This window comes from Micromonospora sp. NPDC051543, assembly GCF_044454415.1.
Lineage (GTDB): Bacteria > Actinomycetota > Actinomycetes > Mycobacteriales > Micromonosporaceae > Micromonospora.
This window is the reverse complement of sequence record NZ_JBITDT010000007.1, coordinates 25,078-46,965: the sequence shown is the minus strand read 5'-3', so window position 1 is coordinate 46,965 and position 21,888 is coordinate 25,078. Positions and strand designations below refer to the sequence as shown.

At 72.7% G+C, this 21,888-nt stretch carries 21 protein-coding genes; 4 read left to right on the top strand and 17 right to left on the bottom strand.

What is annotated here, in order from left to right; all coding sequences use genetic code 11:
* Positions 1–4: 4 nt before the first annotated feature.
* The 8 genes from ACIA3K_RS14395 to ACIA3K_RS14360 all read right to left on the bottom strand — a co-directional run bounded on the left by ACIA3K_RS14395 (position 5) and on the right by ACIA3K_RS14360 (position 8,134).
* On the bottom strand, positions 5–763 hold the full coding sequence (locus ACIA3K_RS14395) for a MerR family transcriptional regulator (protein WP_396801365.1): 759 nt from the start codon (positions 761–763) through the stop codon (positions 5–7).
* Positions 764–813: 50 nt separating this feature from the next.
* Positions 814–3,069, bottom strand: coding sequence for a putative bifunctional diguanylate cyclase/phosphodiesterase (locus tag ACIA3K_RS14390; protein WP_396801363.1), 2,256 nt, complete (start codon positions 3,067–3,069; stop codon positions 814–816).
* Positions 3,070–3,276: 207 nt separating this feature from the next.
* Complete coding sequence (locus ACIA3K_RS14385) at positions 3,277–3,450, bottom strand: hypothetical protein (protein WP_396801361.1); 174 nt, start codon at positions 3,448–3,450, stop codon at positions 3,277–3,279.
* A 7-nt stretch (positions 3,451–3,457) separates the two neighbouring features.
* Positions 3,458–3,691, bottom strand: coding sequence for a zinc-ribbon domain-containing protein (locus tag ACIA3K_RS14380; protein WP_355051967.1), 234 nt, complete (start codon positions 3,689–3,691; stop codon positions 3,458–3,460).
* Between the two features lie 169 nt (positions 3,692–3,860).
* On the bottom strand, positions 3,861–4,730 hold the full coding sequence (locus ACIA3K_RS14375; protein ID WP_396801359.1) for an SRPBCC domain-containing protein: 870 nt from the start codon (positions 4,728–4,730) through the stop codon (positions 3,861–3,863).
* Positions 4,723–5,280 carry a helix-turn-helix domain-containing protein gene (locus ACIA3K_RS14370; protein ID WP_396801357.1) on the bottom strand — a complete coding sequence of 186 codons (558 nt, stop codon included), beginning with the start codon at positions 5,278–5,280 and terminating at the stop codon, positions 4,723–4,725. The genes ACIA3K_RS14375 and ACIA3K_RS14370 overlap by 8 nt, the downstream gene beginning before the upstream one ends.
* Positions 5,281–5,396: 116 nt before the next feature.
* Positions 5,397–6,740, bottom strand: a complete 1,344-nt coding sequence (locus tag ACIA3K_RS14365; RefSeq protein ID WP_396801355.1) for a class I SAM-dependent methyltransferase — start codon at positions 6,738–6,740, stop codon at positions 5,397–5,399.
* Positions 6,737–8,134 (bottom strand): FAD-binding oxidoreductase, encoded by a 1,398-nt coding sequence (locus ACIA3K_RS14360; protein ID WP_396801353.1) that lies wholly within the window; start codon positions 8,132–8,134, stop codon positions 6,737–6,739. Before ACIA3K_RS14360 ends, ACIA3K_RS14365 begins: the two co-directional genes overlap by 4 nt.
* A gap of 93 nt (positions 8,135–8,227) precedes the next feature.
* Here ACIA3K_RS14360 and ACIA3K_RS14355 point away from each other — a divergent pair, with 93 nt between their 5' ends.
* Together ACIA3K_RS14355 and ACIA3K_RS14350 are read left to right on the top strand one after the other, a co-directional pair.
* Positions 8,228–8,698: an aminoacyl-tRNA deacylase gene (locus tag ACIA3K_RS14355; protein ID WP_396801351.1), complete on the top strand. Its 471-nt coding sequence runs from the start codon at positions 8,228–8,230 to the stop codon at positions 8,696–8,698.
* Positions 8,699–8,759: 61 nt separating this feature from the next.
* On the top strand, positions 8,760–9,470 hold the full coding sequence (locus tag ACIA3K_RS14350; protein ID WP_396801349.1) for an RICIN domain-containing protein: 711 nt from the start codon (positions 8,760–8,762) through the stop codon (positions 9,468–9,470).
* Here ACIA3K_RS14350 and ACIA3K_RS14345 read toward each other — a convergent pair.
* Positions 9,467–10,822 (bottom strand): MFS transporter, encoded by a 1,356-nt coding sequence (locus ACIA3K_RS14345; RefSeq protein WP_396801347.1) that lies wholly within the window; start codon positions 10,820–10,822, stop codon positions 9,467–9,469. The genes ACIA3K_RS14350 and ACIA3K_RS14345 overlap by 4 nt on opposite strands.
* A gap of 1 nt (position 10,823) precedes the next feature.
* On the opposite strand from ACIA3K_RS14345, the gene ACIA3K_RS14340 reads away from it, so the two are divergent.
* Positions 10,824–11,831, top strand: a complete 1,008-nt coding sequence (locus ACIA3K_RS14340; protein ID WP_396801346.1) for a GlxA family transcriptional regulator — start codon at positions 10,824–10,826, stop codon at positions 11,829–11,831.
* 116 nt (positions 11,832–11,947) lie between these two features.
* Here the strand turns inward: ACIA3K_RS14340 and ACIA3K_RS14335 are convergent, their stop codons facing one another.
* From ACIA3K_RS14335 to ACIA3K_RS14305, 7 genes are all read right to left on the bottom strand, one after another.
* On the bottom strand, positions 11,948–12,451 hold the full coding sequence (locus ACIA3K_RS14335) for a hypothetical protein (RefSeq protein WP_396801344.1): 504 nt from the start codon (positions 12,449–12,451) through the stop codon (positions 11,948–11,950).
* A 77-nt stretch (positions 12,452–12,528) separates the two neighbouring features.
* Complete coding sequence (locus ACIA3K_RS14330; RefSeq protein ID WP_396801342.1) at positions 12,529–14,481, bottom strand: VWA domain-containing protein; 1,953 nt, start codon at positions 14,479–14,481, stop codon at positions 12,529–12,531.
* Between the two features lie 2 nt (positions 14,482–14,483).
* Complete coding sequence (locus tag ACIA3K_RS14325) at positions 14,484–15,935, bottom strand: magnesium chelatase (RefSeq protein ID WP_396801340.1); 1,452 nt, start codon at positions 15,933–15,935, stop codon at positions 14,484–14,486.
* Positions 15,936–16,000: 65 nt separating this feature from the next.
* Positions 16,001–17,077 (bottom strand): hypothetical protein, encoded by a 1,077-nt coding sequence (locus tag ACIA3K_RS14320; protein ID WP_396801339.1) that lies wholly within the window; start codon positions 17,075–17,077, stop codon positions 16,001–16,003.
* Between the two features lie 72 nt (positions 17,078–17,149).
* The gene (locus ACIA3K_RS14315; RefSeq protein ID WP_396801337.1) at positions 17,150–17,800 is read right to left on the bottom strand and encodes a response regulator transcription factor; all 651 of its coding nucleotides are present in this window, start codon (positions 17,798–17,800) and stop codon (positions 17,150–17,152) included.
* Entirely contained in the window at positions 17,797–19,041 is a 1,245-nt protein-coding gene (locus tag ACIA3K_RS14310) for a histidine kinase (RefSeq protein WP_396801336.1), read from the bottom strand. The genes ACIA3K_RS14315 and ACIA3K_RS14310 overlap by 4 nt, the downstream gene beginning before the upstream one ends.
* 55 nt (positions 19,042–19,096) lie before the next feature.
* Positions 19,097–19,594: a hemerythrin domain-containing protein gene (locus tag ACIA3K_RS14305; protein WP_396801335.1), complete on the bottom strand. Its 498-nt coding sequence runs from the start codon at positions 19,592–19,594 to the stop codon at positions 19,097–19,099.
* Between the two features lie 103 nt (positions 19,595–19,697).
* On the opposite strand from ACIA3K_RS14305, the gene mgrA reads away from it, so the two are divergent.
* Positions 19,698–20,693: an L-glyceraldehyde 3-phosphate reductase gene (gene mgrA / locus ACIA3K_RS14300; RefSeq protein WP_396801333.1), complete on the top strand. Its 996-nt coding sequence runs from the start codon at positions 19,698–19,700 to the stop codon at positions 20,691–20,693.
* Here the strand turns inward: mgrA and ACIA3K_RS14295 are convergent.
* Entirely contained in the window at positions 20,587–21,780 is a 1,194-nt protein-coding gene (locus ACIA3K_RS14295) for a lytic polysaccharide monooxygenase (protein WP_396801741.1), read from the bottom strand. The two genes, mgrA and ACIA3K_RS14295, sit on opposite strands and share 107 nt — an antisense overlap.
* Positions 21,781–21,888 lie beyond the last annotated feature (108 nt).

Below are 21,888 nucleotides of genomic sequence, written 5' to 3'. Positions count from 1 at the left end.
CCGGTCAGGCCCGGCTGATCGCGTTGGCGTGGATCGCCTCGTTCAGGTAGGCGGCCAGGCCGGGGGAGATGTTCTCGAAGTACGCGGTGAACCGCTCGTCGGCCAGGTACATGTCGGCCAGCCCGGTGTGGATCTCATAGGAGCACTCGTAGAACCAGCGGCTGATGAGCTGCCGGTGCTCCTCGGCCAGGTCCATCGCCTCCGGGCTGTCCGCCGGCACGCCCGAGGCCAGCAGAGCGACGATCCGCCGACCCCAGTCCTCGTTCTCCGCCTTGTTCCGGAGCCAGTCCTCCTTGGTGTACCGCGCGACCCGCCGGTTCGACTCCCGGTACGCGTCGGTGTTGCCCCAACGCTGCTCCGCCTCGGCCTCGTGCTCCTCCGGTCGGAAGTCACCGAAGACCTCGAACCGCTCCTCGGGTGTCAGCTGGATGTTCAACTTGCTCGCCTCCATCGCGAACTCGATCGCCGTGACCATCTCCTGCAACCGCTTGATCCGTACCGTCAGCAGTTCGTGCTGACGACGCAGGTGGGCGGCCGGATCGGCCGCCGGGTCGTCGATGATCGCGGTGATCTCCTCAAGCGGGAAACCCAGCTCGCGGTAGTACAGGACGAGCTGCAACCGTTGCAGGTCCGTGTCGTCGTAGCGGCGGTAACCGGTCGACGTCCGGCCGCTGGGCGAGAGCAGACCGATCTCGTCGTAGTGGTGCAGCGTCCGTACCGTCACGCCGGCGATCTTCGCCACCTGACCCACCGTGTACGCCATGGTTCCCCTCCCTTCCGGAAACCAGGCTCCTACCTGCCGCTACGTCAGGGTCAAGCCCGATTCTGACCCACCGTCGCGGGGCTGTCCGGGCGCCCGTACAGATAGCCCTGGCCGCGCGGGCAGCCGATGGCGGTGACCGCGTCGTGCTGGCGCTCGGTCTCCACCCCCTCGGCGATCACCGCCAGGTCGTACGCGCCGGCCAGCCGGGTGACCATCTCCACCGTCGCGTACGCCCGCTCGTCGGTGCCGAGGCGGGCCACGAACGAGCGGTCGATCTTCAACTCGGTGGCCGGGATGCGGTGCAGGTAGCTCAGCGACGAGTAGCCCGTGCCGAAGTCGTCGATGGCGATCTGGATGCCCAGTTCCCGGAGCTGGTGCAGCCGTTCCAGCACGGCGTCGGTCCCCTCGATCAACGCCGACTCGGTCAGCTCCAGCGTCAACGCCCGGGGCGCCAGCCCGGCGCCGGCGGTGGCCGCCGTGACCGTGGCGATGAGGTCGGGCCGGCGCAGGTGGGCGGCGGCGATGTTCACCGCGACCGTCGCCTCCGGCGCGCGGGCCCGCCAGGTCGCCGCCGCCCGGCACGCCTCGTGGATCACCCAACGGTCGATCGGGAGGATCAGGCCGGTCTCCTCGGCCAGCGGCAGGAACCGCGCCGGGGGCAGCATCCCCAGACGGGGGTGCCGCCAGCGCACCAGCGCCTCGGCGCTGCGGACCGCACCGGTGGCGAGGTCGACGATCGGCTGGAACTCCAGGTGCAGTTGCTCCTCGTCGACGGCCCGGCGCAGGTCCGCGATCAGCTCCGCCCGGGACACCGCCGACTCACGCAACACCGGGGTGCAGGTCCGGTACGCGGACTTGCCGGCGGCCTTCGCCGCGTACATGGCGATGTCGGCGTCGCGCAGCAGGTCGGAGTGGGAGGCGTGCTGCGGCCCGTACTCGGCGATGCCGATGCTCGCCGACGGGTGCACACCCACGTCCTCCTCCCCCTCGGACGGGCGCAGGGCGTCCAGCAGGCGTTCGGCCAGGCGCTCCGGTGACACCGGCCGGTCCCCCTCGACCAGCACCGCGAACTCGTCGCCGCCGAGGCGGGCGATCGTGCCGTCGCCGTCCACGGCGGCCCGCATCCGGGCCGCCAGCCCGGTCAGCAGGGCGTCGCCGGTGGCGTGCCCGAACCGGTCGTTGACCTGCTTGAACCCGTCGAGGTCGAGCAGCAGGACGGCCACCGGCCGACCGTCGCGCAGGGCCAGCCGCAGCAGTCGGTTGAACAGCAGCCGGTTCGGCAGCCCGGTGAGCTGGTCGCCGTACGCGAGCCGGCGCAGTCGCGCCACCAGGCGCAGGTTCTCGTTGGCCGCCAGCCCCTGACGTACGGCGAGGGCGGCGAGCAGGGCCATCATGGTCACGAATACCAGCGGCGGAGTCTGGCCGGTCGGCCGGCGGGCCAGCAGCACCGCGATGATCGCCCCGCCGACCGGCAGGTACGGCAGCGCCACCCGCCACCACGGCGGCAGCGGGGACTCGGCGGTCTCGTCGGTGCCGTCGCAGTCCGGCGGCGGACGGCTGCCGGTGGCCAGGCCGATCAGCAGGTAGCTCAGCGGCCAGCACAGGTCGATGGGGTGGCCGGCGGCGTAGTCCCCCCGGGCGACCAGCGAGACGTACACCACGTCGGCCACCACCCGGATGGTCAGGCTCGCCGCGAGCACGCGCATCGGCCGCCACCGGGGCCGCGCCGGACCGGCCACCGCCACCAGGATGGTGAGCTGCATCAGGTCGAACATCGGGTAGAGCAGCCCCAACGTGCGCGCCGGATCGGCCAGCTCGGCGGAGGCGACCCCACGGAACACCAGCACCCAGCCGACCGGCACCAGCGCCAGCGCGACGATCACGCCGTCCAGCAGCGTCCGGGCCCGCCCGACGGCCGTCCGTGGCCCGGACGGGGAGCTGAGCAGCGCGGCGGTGCCGGTGAGGATGCCGGCGCTGAAGACGACCCCGATCAGCGCGTTGTGCGGCAGGTCGTCGCCGACGAGCCGCTGCGCCGTCCAGATTCCCCGACCCAGCGCGGCGAGCGCCATGGTGACGGCGAGCAGGGTCCAAAACCTGCGCAAGGGGGCCGGATGTCGACGGGCCACGCCGGCGCAGGCGACTGTCGCCCAGCCGGCAACCAGGAGCGCGCCCACGTCGCTGACCAGCGCGGCGCCGGGCAGTGCGGCGGCCAACCAGCCGGCCTCCACGACCAGGACCGCGGTCGCGACGATCGGGCCGATGGGCTTGAGCTGCCCCGCGGCCTGCTTCACGTCCTGTCGCGACACGGTCGCTCCGGCTCTTCGTCGGGTGTGCACAGTCAGGCGGACCGGTCCACGGCAAACCTCGAAAGCCTAGCCAGCGCCCGGGAACGCCGCCAGGGCCGAACATCCAGGCCGATGCGGTCTCCCCGGGCTGTCCTGGCGGTCGGCGTCCGGTGCCGGCAGACAGGTCAGGTCAACGGCCAGTGTCCGCTGCCGGCCGACAGGGTCAGGTCAGCGGCCGGCGGAGCGGTTCCAGGGTGAGCGGGGCAGCGCGGTGCCGGCCAGCGGGCGACGGACCGGTCGACGTCGACGCCGCCCGGGGGTGCACGGCGGGCGGGCGGCGGTGTGCACGTCGGGTCCGGCCGACGAGGGTCGGCCGATCAGCCAGCACAGGAAGCGGGCCATCTGCGGCTCAGCCGACCGGGAGACGCTGGGCGTCGGACTTGGCGATCTCGTACTCCGCGCCGCAGAACGTGCACTGCTGCGCGTACCGGGTGCGGATCGGAATGAGTGGGATGAAGAAGAGGGTGAATTTCGTCGACCGGCGGGTGATCACCTGTGCGGCGTGGTTGCCGCAGTGACGGCAGACCTCCTGCACGACACCGGACCGGTCGACCTTGGTACGCAGACCAAAGATGAAGAACATCGCCCGGCAGTACCCACTCCACCCCGAAAAGTCACCGAACCCGCCCCACGGGCTGCAAGATCCGCACAAGTACAGGGAAACTGCTGCCTCAGCACGGCTTGAGGCAGCAGTTTCCCTGATGTTGTCCAGATCTTGGGCGCCTTGATCGAGCACGATCATGGCGGGACGGTCAGAGGGTGGGCTGGGGCTCCAGACCGGGGATCTCCTCGGCGATCCAGATCGGCTGCCAGGCCGTCATCTCGTGGAAGCGGCGCAGCTCGAACAGGCCGGCCACCGACCCGGACCAGGCGGCGTACGGCGGGTTGGTCTCGTCGAAGCCGCTCTGCACGAAGGTCAGCGTGGTGCGGCCACCGGATTCGGCCAGCTCCCAACTGGTGACGCCGGTCGGTCCCCAGTCGACGGACATCCGCCGGCCGGGCTCCAGATCGACGATCTTGGCGGCGTACCCCTGCTCGAAGCCGCCCATGGCGTACCGGCCGCCGACCCACGGCTCGATCCCGATGGGGTAGCCGAACCAGGCGCTGGCCTGCTCGGAGTCGGTCAGGGACTCCCACACCTTGTCGGCGGGGACGGCGATGACCAGCTCGCCGCGCAGGTCCGCCGAGGTGAAGTCGGTGCGCGGCAGCAGCGGCTTGCCCTCCAGGTGGGAGGCCAGGTTCGCGATGGACAGCGCCCAGTACGTCTGGAGCACGCCCCGGATGCTGGAGCCGTCCATCGCCTCGGCGAAGTCGAAGTGGCTCTGGGTCAGCGTGAGCACCGTGGCGTCCGGGCCGTCGGCGGCGAGCTGGAACCCGGTGGTGGTCTCGACCCCGTCGAGCAGCCAGCCGAAGCGCAGCGAGTCGTCGTCGGCGTGCAGGAGCCGCTGGTGCGGGGCGTCACCCTCGGGCGTGTAGCGGCCCCAGAACTCGTACCGCTCGGGCAGCTCGACCTCGGCGTGCTCGGCCAGCCAGAGGCGCAGCTCGGCCGGGTCGGTCAGGGCCTGGCGGACGCGCGCCACGGGCACGGCGAGGCGGGCCTGCACCTTCAACGGTTCACTCATTTTCGTTCCCTTTCGGATAGCAGGCGACGGCCAGCTTGAAGGCATCTCCCTCGCTGCCGCCGTAGCGGGTGAACAGGTCCTGAAGTGCGGTTTGCAGGTCGTGCAGGAACTCCTGGCGCTGCTCGGCGGGCACCCGGATCTCGCCGGAGACCCCGATCGAGGGCAGCTCGGGCGCCGCCCGGTCCAGGGCGGCGATGTCGGCCTGGACCTCCTCCATCAGGTCGAGCAGGTAGCCCAGGCTCAGCTCGTCGCGGGCCCGGCGCAGCCCGATGCGGCCGACCAGCCGCGGCGAGAGCCAGTAGGACCGGGCGGCGGCCTGGTAGATGCCCTCGGTGATGCCCCGGACCTTGCGCTCGTTGACCAGCTCGACCAGGCCGGCCGCGACGAGCTGCTTGACGTGGTAGTAGACGCGCTGTGGCGTCTGGTCGAGTCGGGCCGCGACCTCGGTGCAGGTGCGCGGTTCGGCCAGTTGCCGCAGCACCTCCACGCGCTGCGGCTTGAGCAGGACCTCGGCCTGCTCGATCTGCTCCAGGTACAGGACGTCTCTCATGGCAAAATCAGTTTGTACGTACAAAACTTGTTTGTCAATCGCTTCGCGAGAAGCCGCGCCGACTTCTCGACGCGGCTTCAGGCGAAGCTCACCCTCAGGCGACGCTCAGCGGATGATCAGGGCAACCAGTCCGGTCGCAGCGGGTAGCCGTTCACACCGTCCGGACCGTTGTGGGTGGCCAGCACCTGGTGCAGTTGGATGCCGTTGCGCTCGAACGCCATCCGCGAACCGGCCATGTAGAGACCCCAGACCCGGGCCGTGCCCGCACCGACCTCCGAGACACAGAAGTCCCAGTGCTCCACCAGGTTGCGGCACCAGGCAGCGAGGGTCAGCGCGTAGTGCTGGCGCAGGTTCTCCTCGTGATGCACCTCGAACCCGGCGTCGTGCACCTCGCTGATCAACCGACCCGGGCCGGCCAGCTCGCCGTCCGGGAAGACGTACCTGTCGATGAACGCGCCCGAGCGGTGCGGCGCCCGGTTGTCGGCGCGCGTGATGGTGTGGTTGAGCAGCCGTCCACCCGTCCGCAGGCGCGACCGCAGCGCCCCGAAGTACGACGGGTAGTTGCGCACGCCGATGTGCTCGGTCAGCCCGATCGAGGAGATGGCGTCGAACTTCTCCGCGGGCGCGTCCCGGTAGTCGAGGTGTCGCACCTCGGCCAACTCGGTCAGCCCCTCCCGCTCGATCGCGGCCTGCGCCCACTGCGCCTGCGCCTTCGACAGGGTCACCCCGAGCGCCTTGACCCCGTACTCGCGCGCGGCATGCCGGACCATGCCGCCCCAACCGCAGCCCACGTCCAGCAGCCGCATGCCCTTCTTGAGCGCCAGCTTGCCGGCGACCAGGTCGTACTTTGCCGCCTGGGCCTGCTCCAGCGTGTCGGTCGGTGACCGGTAGACCGCACAGGTGTACGTCATGGACGGGCCGAGCACCTTCTCGTAGAAGGCGTTCGAGACGTCGTAGTGGTGCGAGATCGCCGTGCTGTCGCGGACCCGGGAGTGCCGCAGCCCGTTCACCACCCGCTTCCAGCGCGGCTGGGCCTCCTGCGGAGGCGCCGGCGGCGGCAGCAGCCGCTCCCAGCCCAGCCCCCGCACCAGCGCGACTCCGTCGGCCACCGACGGCGGGCGCAGCCGCAACTCGTCCTTGAGCACCCGCAACGCCTCGTACGGGTCACCGGGGTGCACCCCCTGCAACGCCAGGTCGCCGCTCACGTACGCCCGGGCCATGCCCAGGTCACCGGGAGCGGTGAGCAGGTACGACAGGCCCCGCTCGGAACGGATCGCCAGGGTGATGCCGGCATCCGCCGGGCCGACGGCGCTGCCGTCGTACCCGGTGATGCGGATCGGCAACGGCCCGGCGGTGACCGCGCGGATGACGTCCGCGACGGTCGGACCGGTGCGCCGGCCCCACGCCGGCGGGGTGGCGGGGACGCTCGCCGCCCCCTGATCTCGGTCGGTCAGGCTCATGCTCGTGCTACCGCCTTTTCGTACAGTCCCGTCAGCCGGTGGTCCGGGTCGTAGCGGTCTTTCACCGCGCGCCAGGTCTCGCCGCCGTAGAGGCGATCGAAGGCGTCCCGGTCGTAGTACGCGTCGGAGTAGAGCGACTTGTGCCCACCCAGCTCCGACACCCTGCGTTCGATCGTGCGGTTGACGTCGCCGTCGGCGGCGCCGGACGCGATCGGCACGCTCCCCCAGAAACCAATGTTGACGTAGTCCTGCCCCGCGTGGAGCGGATACAGCGGCCACGTCTGCGCCGAACCGGGCCCCTCCGGCTCGCGCAACCGCAGCGGGCAGAGCCACACCGGGGTCATCCCCACGTCGGCCGCGAACCAGCGCAGGAAGTCGGTCATGCGGTCCAGTGGGATCTCCACGTCCTGCACGACCCGCTCCCGGGCCGGCTGGCCGCGCAGCCGGTCGATCCGGGCCGCCACCTGGTGCCGGTGTTCGAGGCGGACCAGTCGGTGGTAGACGTCGCTGCGCCGGTAGCGCGCCGGCCAGAGCCGGCGGACGACCGGGTGCTGCGCGCCGAACGCCGCCGAGCACCAGAACCAGTCGGTGTCCCAGCGCCACAGATAGTCGTACGCGGTCAGCACGTCGCGGGTGCGCTGGCGCAGCGACCGGTAGTAGATGGCCTGGCCGGTGTAGTCGCTGGGCGGATCGGCGGTGTCGGTGAAGGTCCCCAGCACCAGGTACGCCTCACCGGGGCTGAACACGACGCCGTCCAGCACGTCGACCGGCTGGCCGGCCCACGACCGGTTGGCGCTCACCTCGGCGATCGCGTCGGTGAGCGCCTCCAGTTGGGTGAACCGGATGTTGCGCAACGCCACGTACCGGCCGATCGGCTGCAACTCGATGCGCAGCCTCGTCGCGTAGCCGAGGCTGCCCAGCGAGTTGGGGAACGCGCGGAACAGGTCCGTGTGCTCCCCGTCCGGACGGGCGGTGACGATCGCGCCGGAGCCGGTGAGGATGTCCATCTCGCGTACCGACTCGTGGGGCAGGCCGTTGCGGAAGGACGTCGACTCGATCCCGAGGCCGGTCACCGCGCCGCCCAGGGTGATGGTGCGCAGTTGCGGCACCACCAGCGGCATCAGCCCGTGCGGCAGCGTCGCGTCGACCAGGTCCTCGTACGTGCACATGCCCTGCACATCGGCCGTACGCCCGGCCGGGTCGACCGAGAGCACCCCGTTCAGGCCACTCACGTCGAGGCCCGGGGTGCGGGGAGCGGATCGGGGGCGGAACAGGTTGGAGGTGCGTTTGGCCAGCCGGACAGGCTCGCCCGTGGGCACCGCGGCGTACGACCGCCGCAGCGTGTCCACCGCTTGATCATGGTCAATTGGGTGATCCACACGCTCAGCGCGCATGTGATCACCTTACGCCTGCACCCGGGAAATCGTGGGATGTCCTCGCCTGCGGTTTCCCGTCCGACGGCAGGCCTGGCGGTTACCGTGGCGGTCATGCCGTCGCCCGCGATCGCCGCCCTGGACTCCGCCGGACTGCCGTACCGATTGGTCAGTCACGGCGCGGTCGGCAGCCTCGCGGAGGCCGCCGCCGCCCGTGGGGTGGCCATCCCGGACGTGGTCAAGACGATTGTCGTCCGCCGTGGCGCGGACGACCACCTGTTCGTGCTCACCCCCGGTGACCGGGTCATCTCCTGGCCCAAGCTACGCGCCCTGCTCGGGGTGCAGCGGATCTCCATGCCGGACGCGGCGGGCGCGCTGGCCGCCACCGGGTACGAGCGCGGCACCATCACCCCGTTCGGCGCGAGCACGGCCTGGCCGGTGATCGCCGACGAGCGACTGCGCGGCCGGCAGATCACCCTGGGCGCGGGCGAGCGGGGTCTCGCCGTGGCGCTCGACGCCGACGCCGCGATCGCCGCCCTCGACGCCACTGTGGCCGACGTCACCGACCCGCAACCCACCCGCTGAACTCCGCCGCTGCCGTCGTCCGACTGGCTCCGGCGCGCCGCCGTGGGTGAGGATGGCGGCTATGCCCGCCCCCGAGGAACGCCCCGACCCCGTCGGCACCGTCTACGGCGGCCGACGCCGAGCCAGCTCGGGCCCGCTGGCCGACCCGCTGCTGCGGGTGGCGTTGGCGGTCGGGCTGGTGGGCGTACTCCTCGGGGTGGTCTTCGCCACCGGCCTGCTCGACGGTGACGACGAGCCGGTGGTGCCGGCGGCCGTCGGCACTCCGTCCAGCGCGGCCGAGCCGACCGCCCCGGCGGCCGAGCCGACCCCGACGCCCTCGGTCGAGCCGTCGCCGACCCCGTCGGCCACCCCGGCCGTTCCCACCAGCGGCGCCCACGTGCTGCGGTTGCCCTCCGGGCTCTGCCTCGGGCTCGACGGCGACGACGAGAAGGCCGAGGCCGAACTCGCCGCCTGCACCGGCGGCCCGGAGCAGCAGTGGGTGGTCAACCCGGTAGCGACGGGAGCGGTGACGCTGACCAACGCCGCCCACGGGCAGTGCCTCGATGTCGAGGGCGGCAGCGGTGACGACGGCGCGCGGCTGCAACAGTTCCCGTGCCACGGTCAGGCCAACCAGCAGTGGCGGCTGACCCCCACCGGCGCCGGCCCCCTGCTGCTGGTCGCGGTGCACAGCGGTAAGTGCGCGCAGGCCGACGACGACGGCGTCGAGGCCGGCAACGACATCCGGCAGCGACCCTGCGACGGCCGGCCCGCCCAACAGTGGACGGTCAGCTAACCCCGGAAGCTCCATGCCCTGGGGGCGGTCGCGGCGACGAGGACGGCCTCCGGCACCGGTCGACCCGGCCGTCGGCGCAGCAGCAGCGACAGCCCCGCCGCGCCGATCGACAGCGCGCCGGCCACGTACCAGGCGACCGCGTAGTCGCCGAGCTGGTCGCGGACGAGCCCCGCGCCGGTGGCCGCGAGCGCCGCCCCGAACTGGTGGGCGGCGAACACCCAGCCGAACACCACCGCGCCCGCGCCACCGAAGTACTCCCGGCACAGCGCCACGGTCGGCGGCACCGTGGCCACCCAGTCCAGGCCGTAGAAGACGATGAACACCAGCATGCTCGGCTCGGCGCTACCCGTGAACAGGCTGGGCAGCACCAGCAGCGACAGCCCGCGCAGCGCGTAGTAGGCGCCGAGCAGCAGCCGGCTGTCCACCCGGTCGGTCAGCCAGCCAGAGGCGATCGTGCCGACGATGTCGAAGAGCCCCACCAGCGCGAGCAGTCCCGCCGCCGTGGTCTCGGCCATCCCGTGGTCGTGCGCGGCCGGCACGAAGTGCGTACCGACGAGGCCGTTCGTGGTCGCGCCGCAGATCGCGAACCCGCCGGCCAGCAGCCAGAACGGCCGCGTCCGGGCCGCGGCGGCCAGCGCGCCGAGCGCCCGCGTCGCCGCGCCGCCGGTCGGCGGCGGCGCCGCGACGACCTCGGTCGCGCCGTAGGCGGGCAGGTCGAGATCCGCCGGGTGTTCGCGCAGCAGCCACACCACCAGGGGTACGACAGCCAGGGCGGCTCCGGCCACGACGAGTGCCGCCGTGCGCCAGCCGTGGTCGCGTACCAGCACGGCGATCAGCGGCAGGAAGATCAGTTGCCCGGCGGCCCCGCCCGCGGTGAGCACGCCGGTGACGAGGCCCCGACGGCGGACGAACCAGCGCCCGGTGACGGTCGCCACGAAGGCGAGCGCCATCGAGCCGGTGCCCAGACCGACGAGGACGCCCCAGCACAGCAGCAACTGCCAGCTCGCGGTCATGAACACCGTCAGACCGCTGCCGGCGGCGACCAGCAGCAGCGCCACCGAGACGACCCGGCGGATGCCGAACCGGTCCATCAGCGCGGCGGCGAACGGCGCGGTGAGCCCGTAGAGGAGCAGGTTGACCGAGACGGCCGCGGAGATGGTGGCGAGCGGCCAGCCGAACTCCGCGTGCAGCGGGTGCAGCAGCACCGACGGGGTGGCGCGGAACCCGGCCGCGCCGACGAGCGCCACGAAGGCGACGGCGGCGACGAGCCAGGCGGGATGCAGGCGACGATTCTTGCTCACGCGACCAGTCTGGGGTGCACCCTGGACCGCGACGAGTGGCCGGAAAGCCATCATGCGCAATAATCGGGCCATGAGCAGTGGCCCGCACCGGATCGCCGTCCTCGCCCTCGACCAGGTCGTCGGCCTGGACCTGGGCACCCCGTCCCAGGTCTTCAGCACCGCCCGGGGCGTCGACGACGCGTACCGCTACGACGTACGGGTGTGCACCCCGGGCGGCAGGCCGGTCCGCAGCACCGCCGGCTTCCAGGTGCTCCCGGACCACGGGTTGGAGCTGGTCGACACCGCTGACACGGTGATCGTCCCGGGCATCCACGACAGCGCCCTGCTGACGTCCGGCACCGTCGAGCCGGAGGTGGCCGAGGCGCTACGGTCGGCGTACGAGCGGGGCGCCCGGATCATGTCGATCTGCACCGGCGCGTTCGTGCTCGCCGCGGCCGGCCTGCTGGACGGACGCCGAGCGACGACCCACTGGGCGTACGCCGAGCAGTTCCGCCGCCTGTACGGCCGGGTGGACCTCGACCCGGACGTGCTCTTCATCGAAGACGACCGGGTGTTCACCTCGGCCGGGGTGGCCGCCGGCATCGACCTCTGCCTGCACGTCATCCGCCTCGACCACGGCAGCGAGATCGCCAACCGGGCGGCCCGCCGCTGCGTGATGCCCCCGTGGCGCGACGGTGGGCAGGCGCAGTACATCGAACAGCCGGTGCCCCGGGCCACCGATGCGAGCACGGCGGGCGCCCGGGAGTGGGCCCGCCAGCGCCTGCACGAGCCGATCGCCCTGCGCGACCTGGCCGAGCAGGCCCGGATGAGCGTCCGCACCTTCACCCGACGTTTCCGGCTGGAGACGGGCCTGAGCCCGGCGCAGTGGCTGCTGCGGCAGCGCACCGACCACGCCCGACTGCTGCTGGAGACGACCGACCTCACCGTCGACCAGATCGCGCGCCGCTGCGGCTTCGGCACAACGGCCGCCCTGCGCCAACAACTGCACCAACGCATCGGCGTGGCCCCGACGGCGTACCGCCGCACCTTCCACCCCCGCGAAGAGCTGACCCGCGCCTGACCCGCGCCTGACGCCTGACCCCCGCGATCTTGCACTTACTGTCGTCGAGATGCCCGTTACGCGCGCCTTTGTCGCCACCGAAAGTGCAAGATCGACGAGGGCCGTGGGGTGTGGGGTCAGGTCCGGAGCAGGTGGAGCTGGGCCTGGTGTTTGGGGAGGTGGACCCTTGCGTGCAGGTCGAGCGTGCGGGACCAGGGCAGCGGCTCGTCGACGATCAGGTCGAAACCCTCGCGCAGGTGGGTCTCCACCGGTGCCTCCGCCGCCAGGCCGAGTTGGTCGACCAGCCCGCACAGCCGTTCGCTGGTGCCGTGCAGCAGCGCCGCCAGGCCGCGCAGACCGCCCTGCTCGGCGGCCAACGCGTCGAGCTGCGGACGGTGGATGTCCTCCTCCAGCTCGTAGTAGGCGAACGGCGACCCCGCGAGCAACGCCTCGCTGGCCTGGATCATCAGCTCGTCGTTGGCCACCAGGTGCGCCACGATCTGCTCGGCGCTCAACTGCCCCGGGGCGGAAGGGCCAAAAGAAGCCCCGTCAATCTCCCTGAACACCGAGTCATAAGCCCGCCGCAACCCGCCACTCGCCGCCACCACACCCCCACCCCACCGCCCCACCCCGTCGATCATGGCGTTGTGGTGCCCGATTCACCCGGACGAGCGGCATTTGCCACCCACCACAACTCCATGATCGACGGGAAGGGCGTTCAGCGGCGGGACTGGCGGGAGCGGAGGTAGTCCGAGACCACGTACTCGCCCAGGTCGTCGGTGTCGGGCGTGAACATGCGGCCACGGCTGCGTCTCGCCACCGCGTCGATGAAGCGGCGCAGGCCCTCGTCGTCGCCGAGCATGAACAGGTTGAGGGTCGCGCCGTAGCGGCTGAGCCGGTCCACCTCGCGGACCGTCGCCTCGATCGTCTCCGGCAGCGGCGGCCAGTGGAACAGCGCCTCCCCGTCGTCCGGATCGAGGTGGGCGGTCGGCTCCCCGTCGGTGACCACCAGCACCACCGGCTCGGCATCCGGATGGCGGCGCAGGTGCCGAGCGGCCAACCGCAGCGCGTGTTGCAGGTTCGTCCCCTGTTGCAGGTCCGGCTCCACGGCCGCCAACTCCTGCTGGGTGAGCGTCGTCGCCTCCCGACCGAAGCCCACGATCTGCAGGGCGTCCTGTGGAAAACGGGTCTCCATCAGGTGCGCCAACGCCAGCGCCGTCTGCTTCATCGGCCCCCAACGACCCTGCGAGATCATCGAGTACGACAGGTCGACGCAGAGCACCACCGCCGCCGAGGCACGCTTCTCGGTCTCCACCACCTCGAAGTCGTCCGCTTCGAGTTGCAGCGGGACCGTCGGCCCGGCCCGGCGCACCGCCCGGGTGAGCGTGCGGACCACGTCCAGCGGTTGCTCGTCGCCGTACTCCCAGGGGCGGGACGCGCCGCTGACCTCGCCAGCCGCACCCGCCGAACGCAGGTCGTGCTGACCGCGCGGACCGGCCGTCAGGTCGGCGAAGACCCGCCGCAGCGCCGTACCGCCGAGCCGGCGCAGAGCCTTCGGGCTGAGCGTGAGCCCATCCGCGTCCCGACCCACCCAGCCCTGCCGGCGTAGCTCGCGTTCCAGCTCGCGTAGCCGGCGGACGTCGTCGGCCGCGTCCCGGCCCAGGGTCCGGGCCACCGCGTCGACGTCCACGTCGTCAAGCGTGGCCCCGGGGTGCTCCTGGTCGAGCTGGTCCAGCAGATCGTCCAGCTCGCCGATCTCGCCGAGCGCGCCGGCCGCGTCGGCGTAGTCCAACGGCTGGTCGCCCCGGACCCGCTCGCCGCGTCCCCAGCGCAGATCCGGCCGCAGCGCCCGCAGGTTCGCGTCGAGCGCCGACAGCTCACCGGCGAGCCGGTCGCCGAGGGACTGCTGCATCAGACCGGCCAGCTCGGCGCGCTGCCGCTCGGACAGCGAGTTCATCAGCCGCTCGCCGGCCGCCGAACGGCGGGCCAGCACGTCGATCAGCTCGTCGACCGTCTCCGGCTGCTCCGGGAAGAAGTCGCCGTGCCGGCGCATGAACTCGGCGAACGCGTCGGTGGTGTCCTCGGCGCGGCCGTGCCGGGCCAGCAGGTCGTTCAGGTCCCGCATCATCTCGGCGAGCCGCTGCTGCGCGGCCGGATCGGCGGACGCGCGCACCGCGTCCCGCAGACCCGCGAACCGCTGACCGAGCACGTCGTCCCGGAGCTGGTCGAGGATCTGCTGGTACGAACGACGGGCATCCTCGCTGGCCCACTGGTAGCCGGACAGCTCCTCGACCGCCCGGGCCGTGGAGCGGGGCAGATTGTCCAGCACCGACTCGGCGAACCGCGCGTCGTCGTCGTCGCGGCTGCGCAGCTCGTCACGTTCGGCGGCGAGAGCCTGGTCGAGCAGGGCCTGTGCGCGGGTCACCGCGCCGTCGAGATCGCCGCGACGAAGCGCCTCGCGGCGCAGCCGTCGCGCCCGGGCGGCCAGGTCGTCCAACCCGCCGCGCCCCTGGGGGCCACGGCGCAGCAGATCGCGCAGCGCCTGCCGCAGGCTGCCGCCGGCCAGCACCTCGGCGCCGACCGCGTCCACCGCCTCACGCACGTCGTACGGGGGTGCCAGCGGGTCGGGCCCGCCGTTCCACTGGCCGTACCGGAACCGGTTGCCGGCCACGGTCAGCCCCGGCCGCCGTAGACGGTGCGCCCGGACTCGGTGACGTCCTTGCCGAGCCGGCGGGTCAGATGCAGCCCCTCCAGCACGAACTCGACGGCCGCGGCGGCCTCCTCCGGGGTGGGCGCGTCGCCCAGGCCGAGCCGGTCGAGCACCTTGGCCAGACCGGGCACCGTGCCCACCTGCCGCAGCAGCTCGGCGGAGCCGACCAGCTCGCCGGTCTCGATCGCCGTCCCGTCCTCGACGAGAGCCGTGAACCCGGACAGGTCGAGGCCGGCCAGGTGGGCGCGGAAGGTCTCGGCGGTCGCGGTCCGCAGCAGGTGGGCCAGGATCTCGATCTCCCGTCCCTCCTCGCCGCTCTCGAACTCCACCTTGCCGCGCAGCGTGCTGGTCACCGACACCGCGTCACCGACCCGGGCCACCGCCGTCTCGGGCCGACCGTCCGGGTCGACGGAGGCGGCGAGCAGGCCGGCACGACGCAGCGCGGCGCCGGCCACCGTCTCGGCGGCGGCGATCGCGAACCGGGCGGAGACTCCGGAGCGCGGGTCCACCGACGGGGATTCCCGCACCGCACGGGCGAAGCGGGCCAGCACCTCCAGCACGTGCTCGGGGACGGCCGCGACCAGATCCGCTTCCTGGCGGATCAGCGCCAGCTCCAATTCCAGGTCGACCGGGTAGTGGGTGCGGATCTCCGCGCCGAACCGGTCCTTGAGCGGCGTGATGATCCGCCCCCGGTTGGTGTAGTCCTCCGGGTTGGCGCTGGCCACCAGGAGCAGGTCCAGCGGCAGTCGGAGCTGGTAGCCGCGGACCTGGATGTCGCGCTCCTCCAACACGTTGAGCAGCGCCACCTGGATGCGCTCGGCCAGGTCGGGCAGCTCGTTGACGGCGAAGATGCCCCGGTTGGTACGCGGCACCAGCCCGAAGTGGATGGTCTCCGGGTCACCGAGGGTGCGGCCCTGGGCGATCCGGATCGGGTCGACGTCGCCGATCAGGTCGCCGACGCTGGTGTCCGGGGTGGCGAGCTTCTCGCCGTAGCGCATCGAGCGGTGCAGCCAGCCGATCGGCAGGTCGTCGCCGGCCTCGGCGACCTGGGCGACCGAGGCGGGGGTGAGCGGGCGCATCGGGTGCTCGTTGAGGACCGAGCCCGCGATGACGGGGGTCCACTCGTCGAGCAGTGAGCCCAGGGCGCGGATCAGTCGGGTCTTGCCCTGGCCGCGCTCGCCGAGCAGCACCATGTCGTGCCCGGCGAGCAGAGCACGCTCGACCTCGGGCAGGACGGTGTCGTCGTAGCCGACGATGCCGGAAAAACGGGTCTCGCCGGAGCGCATCCGGGCGAGGAGGTTGTCGCGGAGTTCCTGCTTGACGGTGCGGTACTGGTGACCGGCCGCCCGTAGCGCGCCGAGCGTGCCGGGCAGGTCGGCCGGTGGAACCGGGATTACCGGGGTAGGCGCAGTCACCCGAGTAACGCTAGCTCACATTTTCGGGGGCGCCTCCGGCTTCGGTGGCACCCCCACGGCCACCCTCAGCCCCGGCCGCAGCTCCGGCAGGCGCCCCGGCGGCGCAGGTGGTACGCGTACGTGGCCGCGCCGAGCGCCACGCCCCACAGCGGCCAGAGCAGCATCGGCGCCCCGGTCAGGCTGGTCCCACCGGTGAGCTCCCAGAACTGGGGGTTGCTGAGCAGGCCGAGGCTCGCCGCGGTGACGGAGATGGCGACCAGGGTCGCCGGCACCACGGCCAGCTTCACCGGCACCCGACGACCGGAAAGCCCGACCATCCAGCGGGGGAACCGCTCACCCCAGCGCTGCACCAGCCCGAGGGTGAGGATCGCGCCGGCGGTGGCGAAGGCGGCCAGCCCGAACCCGGCCCAGACCAGCCCGCTGTCCTGCATCTCGGTCAGGAACTCCCGGGAGATGCCCAGTGGGATGCCGGCCGCCCAGGCGAACCGGATCGCCGCGTACGTCAGCGGGATGATCGCCGCGATGCCGGCGGCCCACCGACCCCAGCGGGCGGCGGCGGCCGGGGTGCTCCAGCCACGGTCGGTGCCGTCCCGCCCGCAGGAGACGCAGCTTGCGGCGGTACGGCGTTGCCAGGCGAGCACCGCCCCGGCCAGCAGCAGCCCGCCGAGCAGCGCGGCGAAGCGGCCGAACAGGGCCCAGTTGAAGATGTCGGCGTAGTCGACCGGCGGCCAGCCGAACGGCGCGCCGACGATCAGGATCGGCAGGTAGCCGAGGATGACCAGCACGCGGACGTCCGGCACGACCACGGCGAGCAGGAACGCGACCGCCCAGCCGTAGCCGGCGAGCAGCGCCCGCAGCGGGCCGGGCGGGCGGACCGCCGGGCGGCTCATGGCGAGGGCGGCCACGGCGGCGGTCAGCAGGACTCCGGCGAAGAGCGGGGTGGCCACGTCCGCCGGCACCAGGCGCAGCAGGCTGACGTCACCGCCGTGGGGGTCGTTCGGGCCGAACGGGTAGCCAGCGCCGGTGAGCGTGCCGAGCAGGGCGAGTACGCCCCACAGGCCGAGCCAACCGGCGGCGAGCGGGGCGAGTCGGTCGGGCCAGCGGGATTCGGTACGGGCTCGAAGGTCATTGATCGTCGTCATGCTCTCAGCCTCGACCGATCGGCGACCGATCCCCTCCCGGGCGGCGGTGAACCCGGTCCCCCGGCCGAGGGATCAGCCGGACGGGGTGACGAAGCCGGACTCGTACGCGGCGATGACCGCCTGGGTACGGTCGCGCACGCCCAGCTTGGCCAGCACGTTGCCGACGTGCGTCTTGACCGTCTCCACCCCGACGACCAGGTGCGCGGCGATCTCCGGGTTGGACCGGCCGGTCGCCATCAGCCGCAGCACCTCGGCCTCCCGCTCGGTGAGGCGTGCGGCCTTCAGGCGGTCCCCGCCCACCGGCCCGTACGCCCCGACGAGCTGGCGGATCGCCGCCGGGAACAGCAGCGACTCCCCGGCCGCCACGACCCGGACCGCCTCGACGACCTCCGCCGGGCGGGCCCGTTTGAGCAGGAAGCCGGACGCGCCGGCGCGCAGCGCCTCGTAGACGTACTCGTCGTTGGCGAACGTGGTGACCACCAGCACCCGGGGCGGGTCGGCGGAGGTGGCCAGCAGGTGGCGGGTGGCCTGGATCCCGTCGATGCCGGGCATCCGCACGTCCATCAGCACCACGTCCGGGCGGTGCCGGGCGACCAGGGGCGGCACCTCGGCCCCGTCGGCGGCCTCGGCGAGCACCCGCAGATCCGGTTGCGCGTCGATGATGGCCCGCAGCCCGACCCGGATCAGCTCGTCGTCGTCGACGATCAGCACGCCGGTGCTCATCGGGCGTCCTCGTACGGCAGGCGGGCGCGGACGAGCCATCGGTCGCCGTCCGGGCCGACGGTGAGCCGGCCGCCGAGCAGCAGCACCCGTTCCCGGATGCCGTCCAGGCCCCGCCCACCCCGACCCGGATCGGAGCGGCGCTGTCGGCCGAGGGCATTCTCCATCTCCAACTCCAGGGCATCGCGGTGCAGGTCCAGCCGCAGCGTCACCGGCCCGTGGCCGTGGCGAGCGGCGTTTGTCAGTCCCTCCTGGACGATGCGGTAACCCTCCCGGGAGACGACGGCGGGCACCGCCGTGGGATCGCCGGCGCGGCTGTCGTAGACCGTCAGCCCGGCCGCCCGGGCGTCGGTGACCAGCCGGTCCAGGTCGGCGAGCGTACGCTGTGGCGCCACCGACGGCCGGCCGCCGCCGGTCTCGCGGAGCAGCCCCAGCACGTGGTCCAGCTCGTCCATCGCGGTCCGGCCGGCGTCCTCGATGGCGGTCAGCGCGCGCCGGACGAACTCCGGGTCGGTGTCCAGCACCTCACGGGCCGCCCCGGCCTGGAGGGTCGCCACGGTCAACGCGTGACCGACGGAGTCGTGCAGCTCGCGGGCCAGCCGGTTGCGTTCGGCGAGCCGGGTGGCCCGCGCCTCCAGAGCGGCGATCCGCTCGGCCTGGGCGGGGCCGAGCAGCACCGGAGCCATCGACACGGCGAGCGCGCCGAGCCCGGCCACGGCGTAGCCGAGGCCCACCAGCAGGGCGACCCCGGCCAGCGTGAGCCAGCCGCTGTCCCGCCCGTCCAGCGGCCCGAAGCGCTCCCGGCTGGTCAGCTCGTCGCCCACACCGAACTGCTGCGCGATGAACGCGAGCGCCATCGGCAGGGCGCTGAACAGCGCGGTCATCACCAGCGCGCCGACGATGAGGTGTGTGGCGATCCAGAGCGCGCTGCGCAGGCGGCTCTCCCGGTCGCCCCGGTGTCCCGGGGCCGGGTCGGGCAGGTCGACGCCGAGCAGCGCCCGTACGGCGGCGATCTCCAGGGCCCGGCTGCCGTCCAGCAGGAGCGGCACCACGGCGATCAGCGCCGCAACCACCAGCAGGACGTACACCAGCGGGCGGGGGATCTCCGAGTCGGTGAGCATCTGCGCGAAGGTCACCGCGAGGACCCCGTACGGCAGGGCCAGCACGCCGCCGAGCAGCAGGAACACGCCGCGTCGCCAGGTGCTGCCGGCGACCAGCGGGGCCAGCGCCGCGCGGAGGGTCATCCGGTCATTCTGCTGGCGTGGACCGGGTGCGCGACTCCCCCGCAGCGGGGAGATCTCAGCGGTGGTCGGCCACGTACCCCTGCGGGTCCTTGTCGCGGAACGGCAGGTTGCGGCCGTTCTTGTGCTCGCCGTAGAAGGTCAGCCAGCGCTGCCCCAGCTCGGCGCGCAGCTCAAAGCTCGCGTGCCGGCGAAAGTCGGGCAGCGCCTCGTCCTCCTCCTCGGCCAGGTGCTCACTGTTCTCCCGGCGGGCCGTACCGACCGCCTCCCACCAGGGCTTCGAACCGACCGGGTGCAGTTTGGACTCGGCGATGGCGTCCCGGATCTTGTTGTGGTCGCCAATCGCGTCGGCGGTCTCGTCCTCGCCGTCGTCGCCGTGCTTGACCAGGTGCGGGTAGAGGATCGCCTCCTCCGCCTCGGCGTGGATGTCCAGGTGCAGGGCGAGGGCGTCCCAGATGGCCAGCAGTTCCTGCTCGTCGCGGGCGTCGTCGAGGCGGGCGAAGCCGCGCCGGAAGGCGGCGTGGTCGTCCAGGATCAGTGCGGTGATGTCGTCCACGTCGCTCACTTTCCGCGGTGCTGGGCCGGTCGTCGGGTCGAAACTACCCCGATGTCCGGCTTTCCACGCCCGATCTCAGGCACGGCGGACCGGGGTTAGGCTCATGATCGTGACCTACCTCGCCGCGGAAGACCGCTACGACACCATGACCTACCGGCGCAGCGGACGCAGTGGCCTGCGGCTGCCCGCCGTCTCTCTCGGCCTGTGGCACAACTTCGGCCCGGACCGCCCGTACGAGCGACAGCGCGACATCGTCCGGCGCGCGTTCGACCTCGGCGTCACCCACTTCGACCTGGCCAACAACTACGGCCCGCCGCCCGGCTCGGCCGAGGAGAACTTCGGCCGGATGCTCGCCACCGACCTGAAGCCGTACCGGGACGAGCTGATCATCTCCAGCAAGGCCGGTTATCTGATGTGGCCCGGCCCGTACGGCGAGTGGGGCTCGCGTAAGAACCTGATCTCGTCGTTGGACCAGTCGCTGGGCCGGATGGGCCTCGACTACGTCGACATCTTCTACTCGCACCGGTTCGACCCGGACACCCCGCTGGAGGAGACGATGGGCGCGCTGGACGCCATCGTCCGCTCCGGCAAGGCCCTCTACGTGGGCATCTCCAACTACAACTCGGAGCAGACCACGAGGGCCGCGGCGATCCTGCGCGACCTGGGCACGCCGCTGCTGATCAACCAGCCGTCGTACTCGATGCTCAACCGCTGGACCGAGGACGACGGCCTGCTCGACACGCTGGAGCAGGTCGGCGCCGGCTGCATCGCGTACAGCCCTCTCGCGCAGGGCCTGCTGACGGACCGCTACCTCAAGGGCATCCCGGCCGACTCGCGGGTGCGGACCAGCGTCTTCCTCAACGAGAGCGACCTCGGCGACGAGAAGATGGCCACCATCCGGGGGCTCGGCGCGGTCGCCGAGCGGCGCGGTCAGTCCCTGGCCCAGCTCGCGCTGGCCTGGGCGCTGCGCGACTCACGGATGACCAGCCTCATCATCGGGGCGAGCAGCGTCGAGCAGTTGGAAACCAACATCGCCGCCGTACACAACCTCGACCTCGACGCCGACGACCTGGCCGAGATCGACCGCCTGCTGGGCTGACCGCCGGATCACGGGCGGGCCGGGTCACCAGATCCGGCGCCGCCCGGCCCGGTGGTTGCGCACCCCGCACCGTGGTCCCGTGGGCGCGGCGGGGGGGCGCCCCCCCCGCCCCCCCCCCACCCCTAACGCCCGGGCCCCCACCCCGGCCGGGCCCGGCCGCCCCGGCCCACCGGCGGCCGGGGGGGCGCCGCGCCAAAACCCCCCGGGCGCCCCCCGGGCGGGGGGGGCCCCCCCCCCCCCGGGGGGCCGGGGGGGCGGGGGGGGCCCCCCCCCCCCGCCGACCCACGCCGACCAGTACCGCCAGGACCAGCACGACGGCCGCGCCGGCCAGCACCGGCCACCGGCCGTCGAGGTCGCGCACCGACGCCACCGGCACGCCCGGGTCGGCCGCCGCCGCCACCGGCGACTCGCTGGCGACCGGCCGGCTCGCGGGGGTACGCGCGGAGGCCTTCGTCGTGGCGGCCCGCTTCTCGGTGCCGGGCGGGGCCGCGAAGACCACGTCGGAGCAGGAGTAGTAGGTGTCCGGGGTGTTGGAGTTCTGCCAGATCGTGTAGATCAGGTGACGGCCGGTACGGCCCGTGGGCAGCCGCCCGGCCAGTTGGTACGCGCCGGCCCGCACGGGCGGGTCGGTCCGCGTCAGGAACGGCCGCGGCTCCAGATCTGCCCAGGTGAGCCGTTTGCGCGGGTCGTAGTCGGGCGTGGTGACGTAGAGCCGGAAGGTGCCCCGGTGCTCGATGGTGGTCCGGTACCGGAAGGTGAACGTCGTGCCGGTGGTCAACCGGGTGCTCGGCCAGTCGGTCCGGGGCAGGTCCAGCCCCCGGTACGCGGAGAGCCCGCCGCTGCACAGCTCCCCGTCCGGGATCCGTTCCCGGTCCCGACCGTTGATGGCCGCCACGCGTACGTTGTCCCATTCGCGCACCGCCGCGCCGGCCGCCACGGCCGCCTGGCAGGCGTTGGTGGACGCGTACCGGCCCTCGGGCCCGCAGGCCGCCGCCCGGCTGACCGGATCGGTGGGGGCGCCGTGCGCCCAGCCGGGCACCGCTGGAAGCGGTGCCGCCGCCACGACGACGAGCACCACGACGAGCATCCGACGCACCCTCATGGCTTGACCTCCTGCCACTGGTACGGGCGCGGGAGGTCAAAGGTTCGACGCCCGGGGGCGCGGGAATCGCGCGGCGGTCCCCGGCGTTCCGAT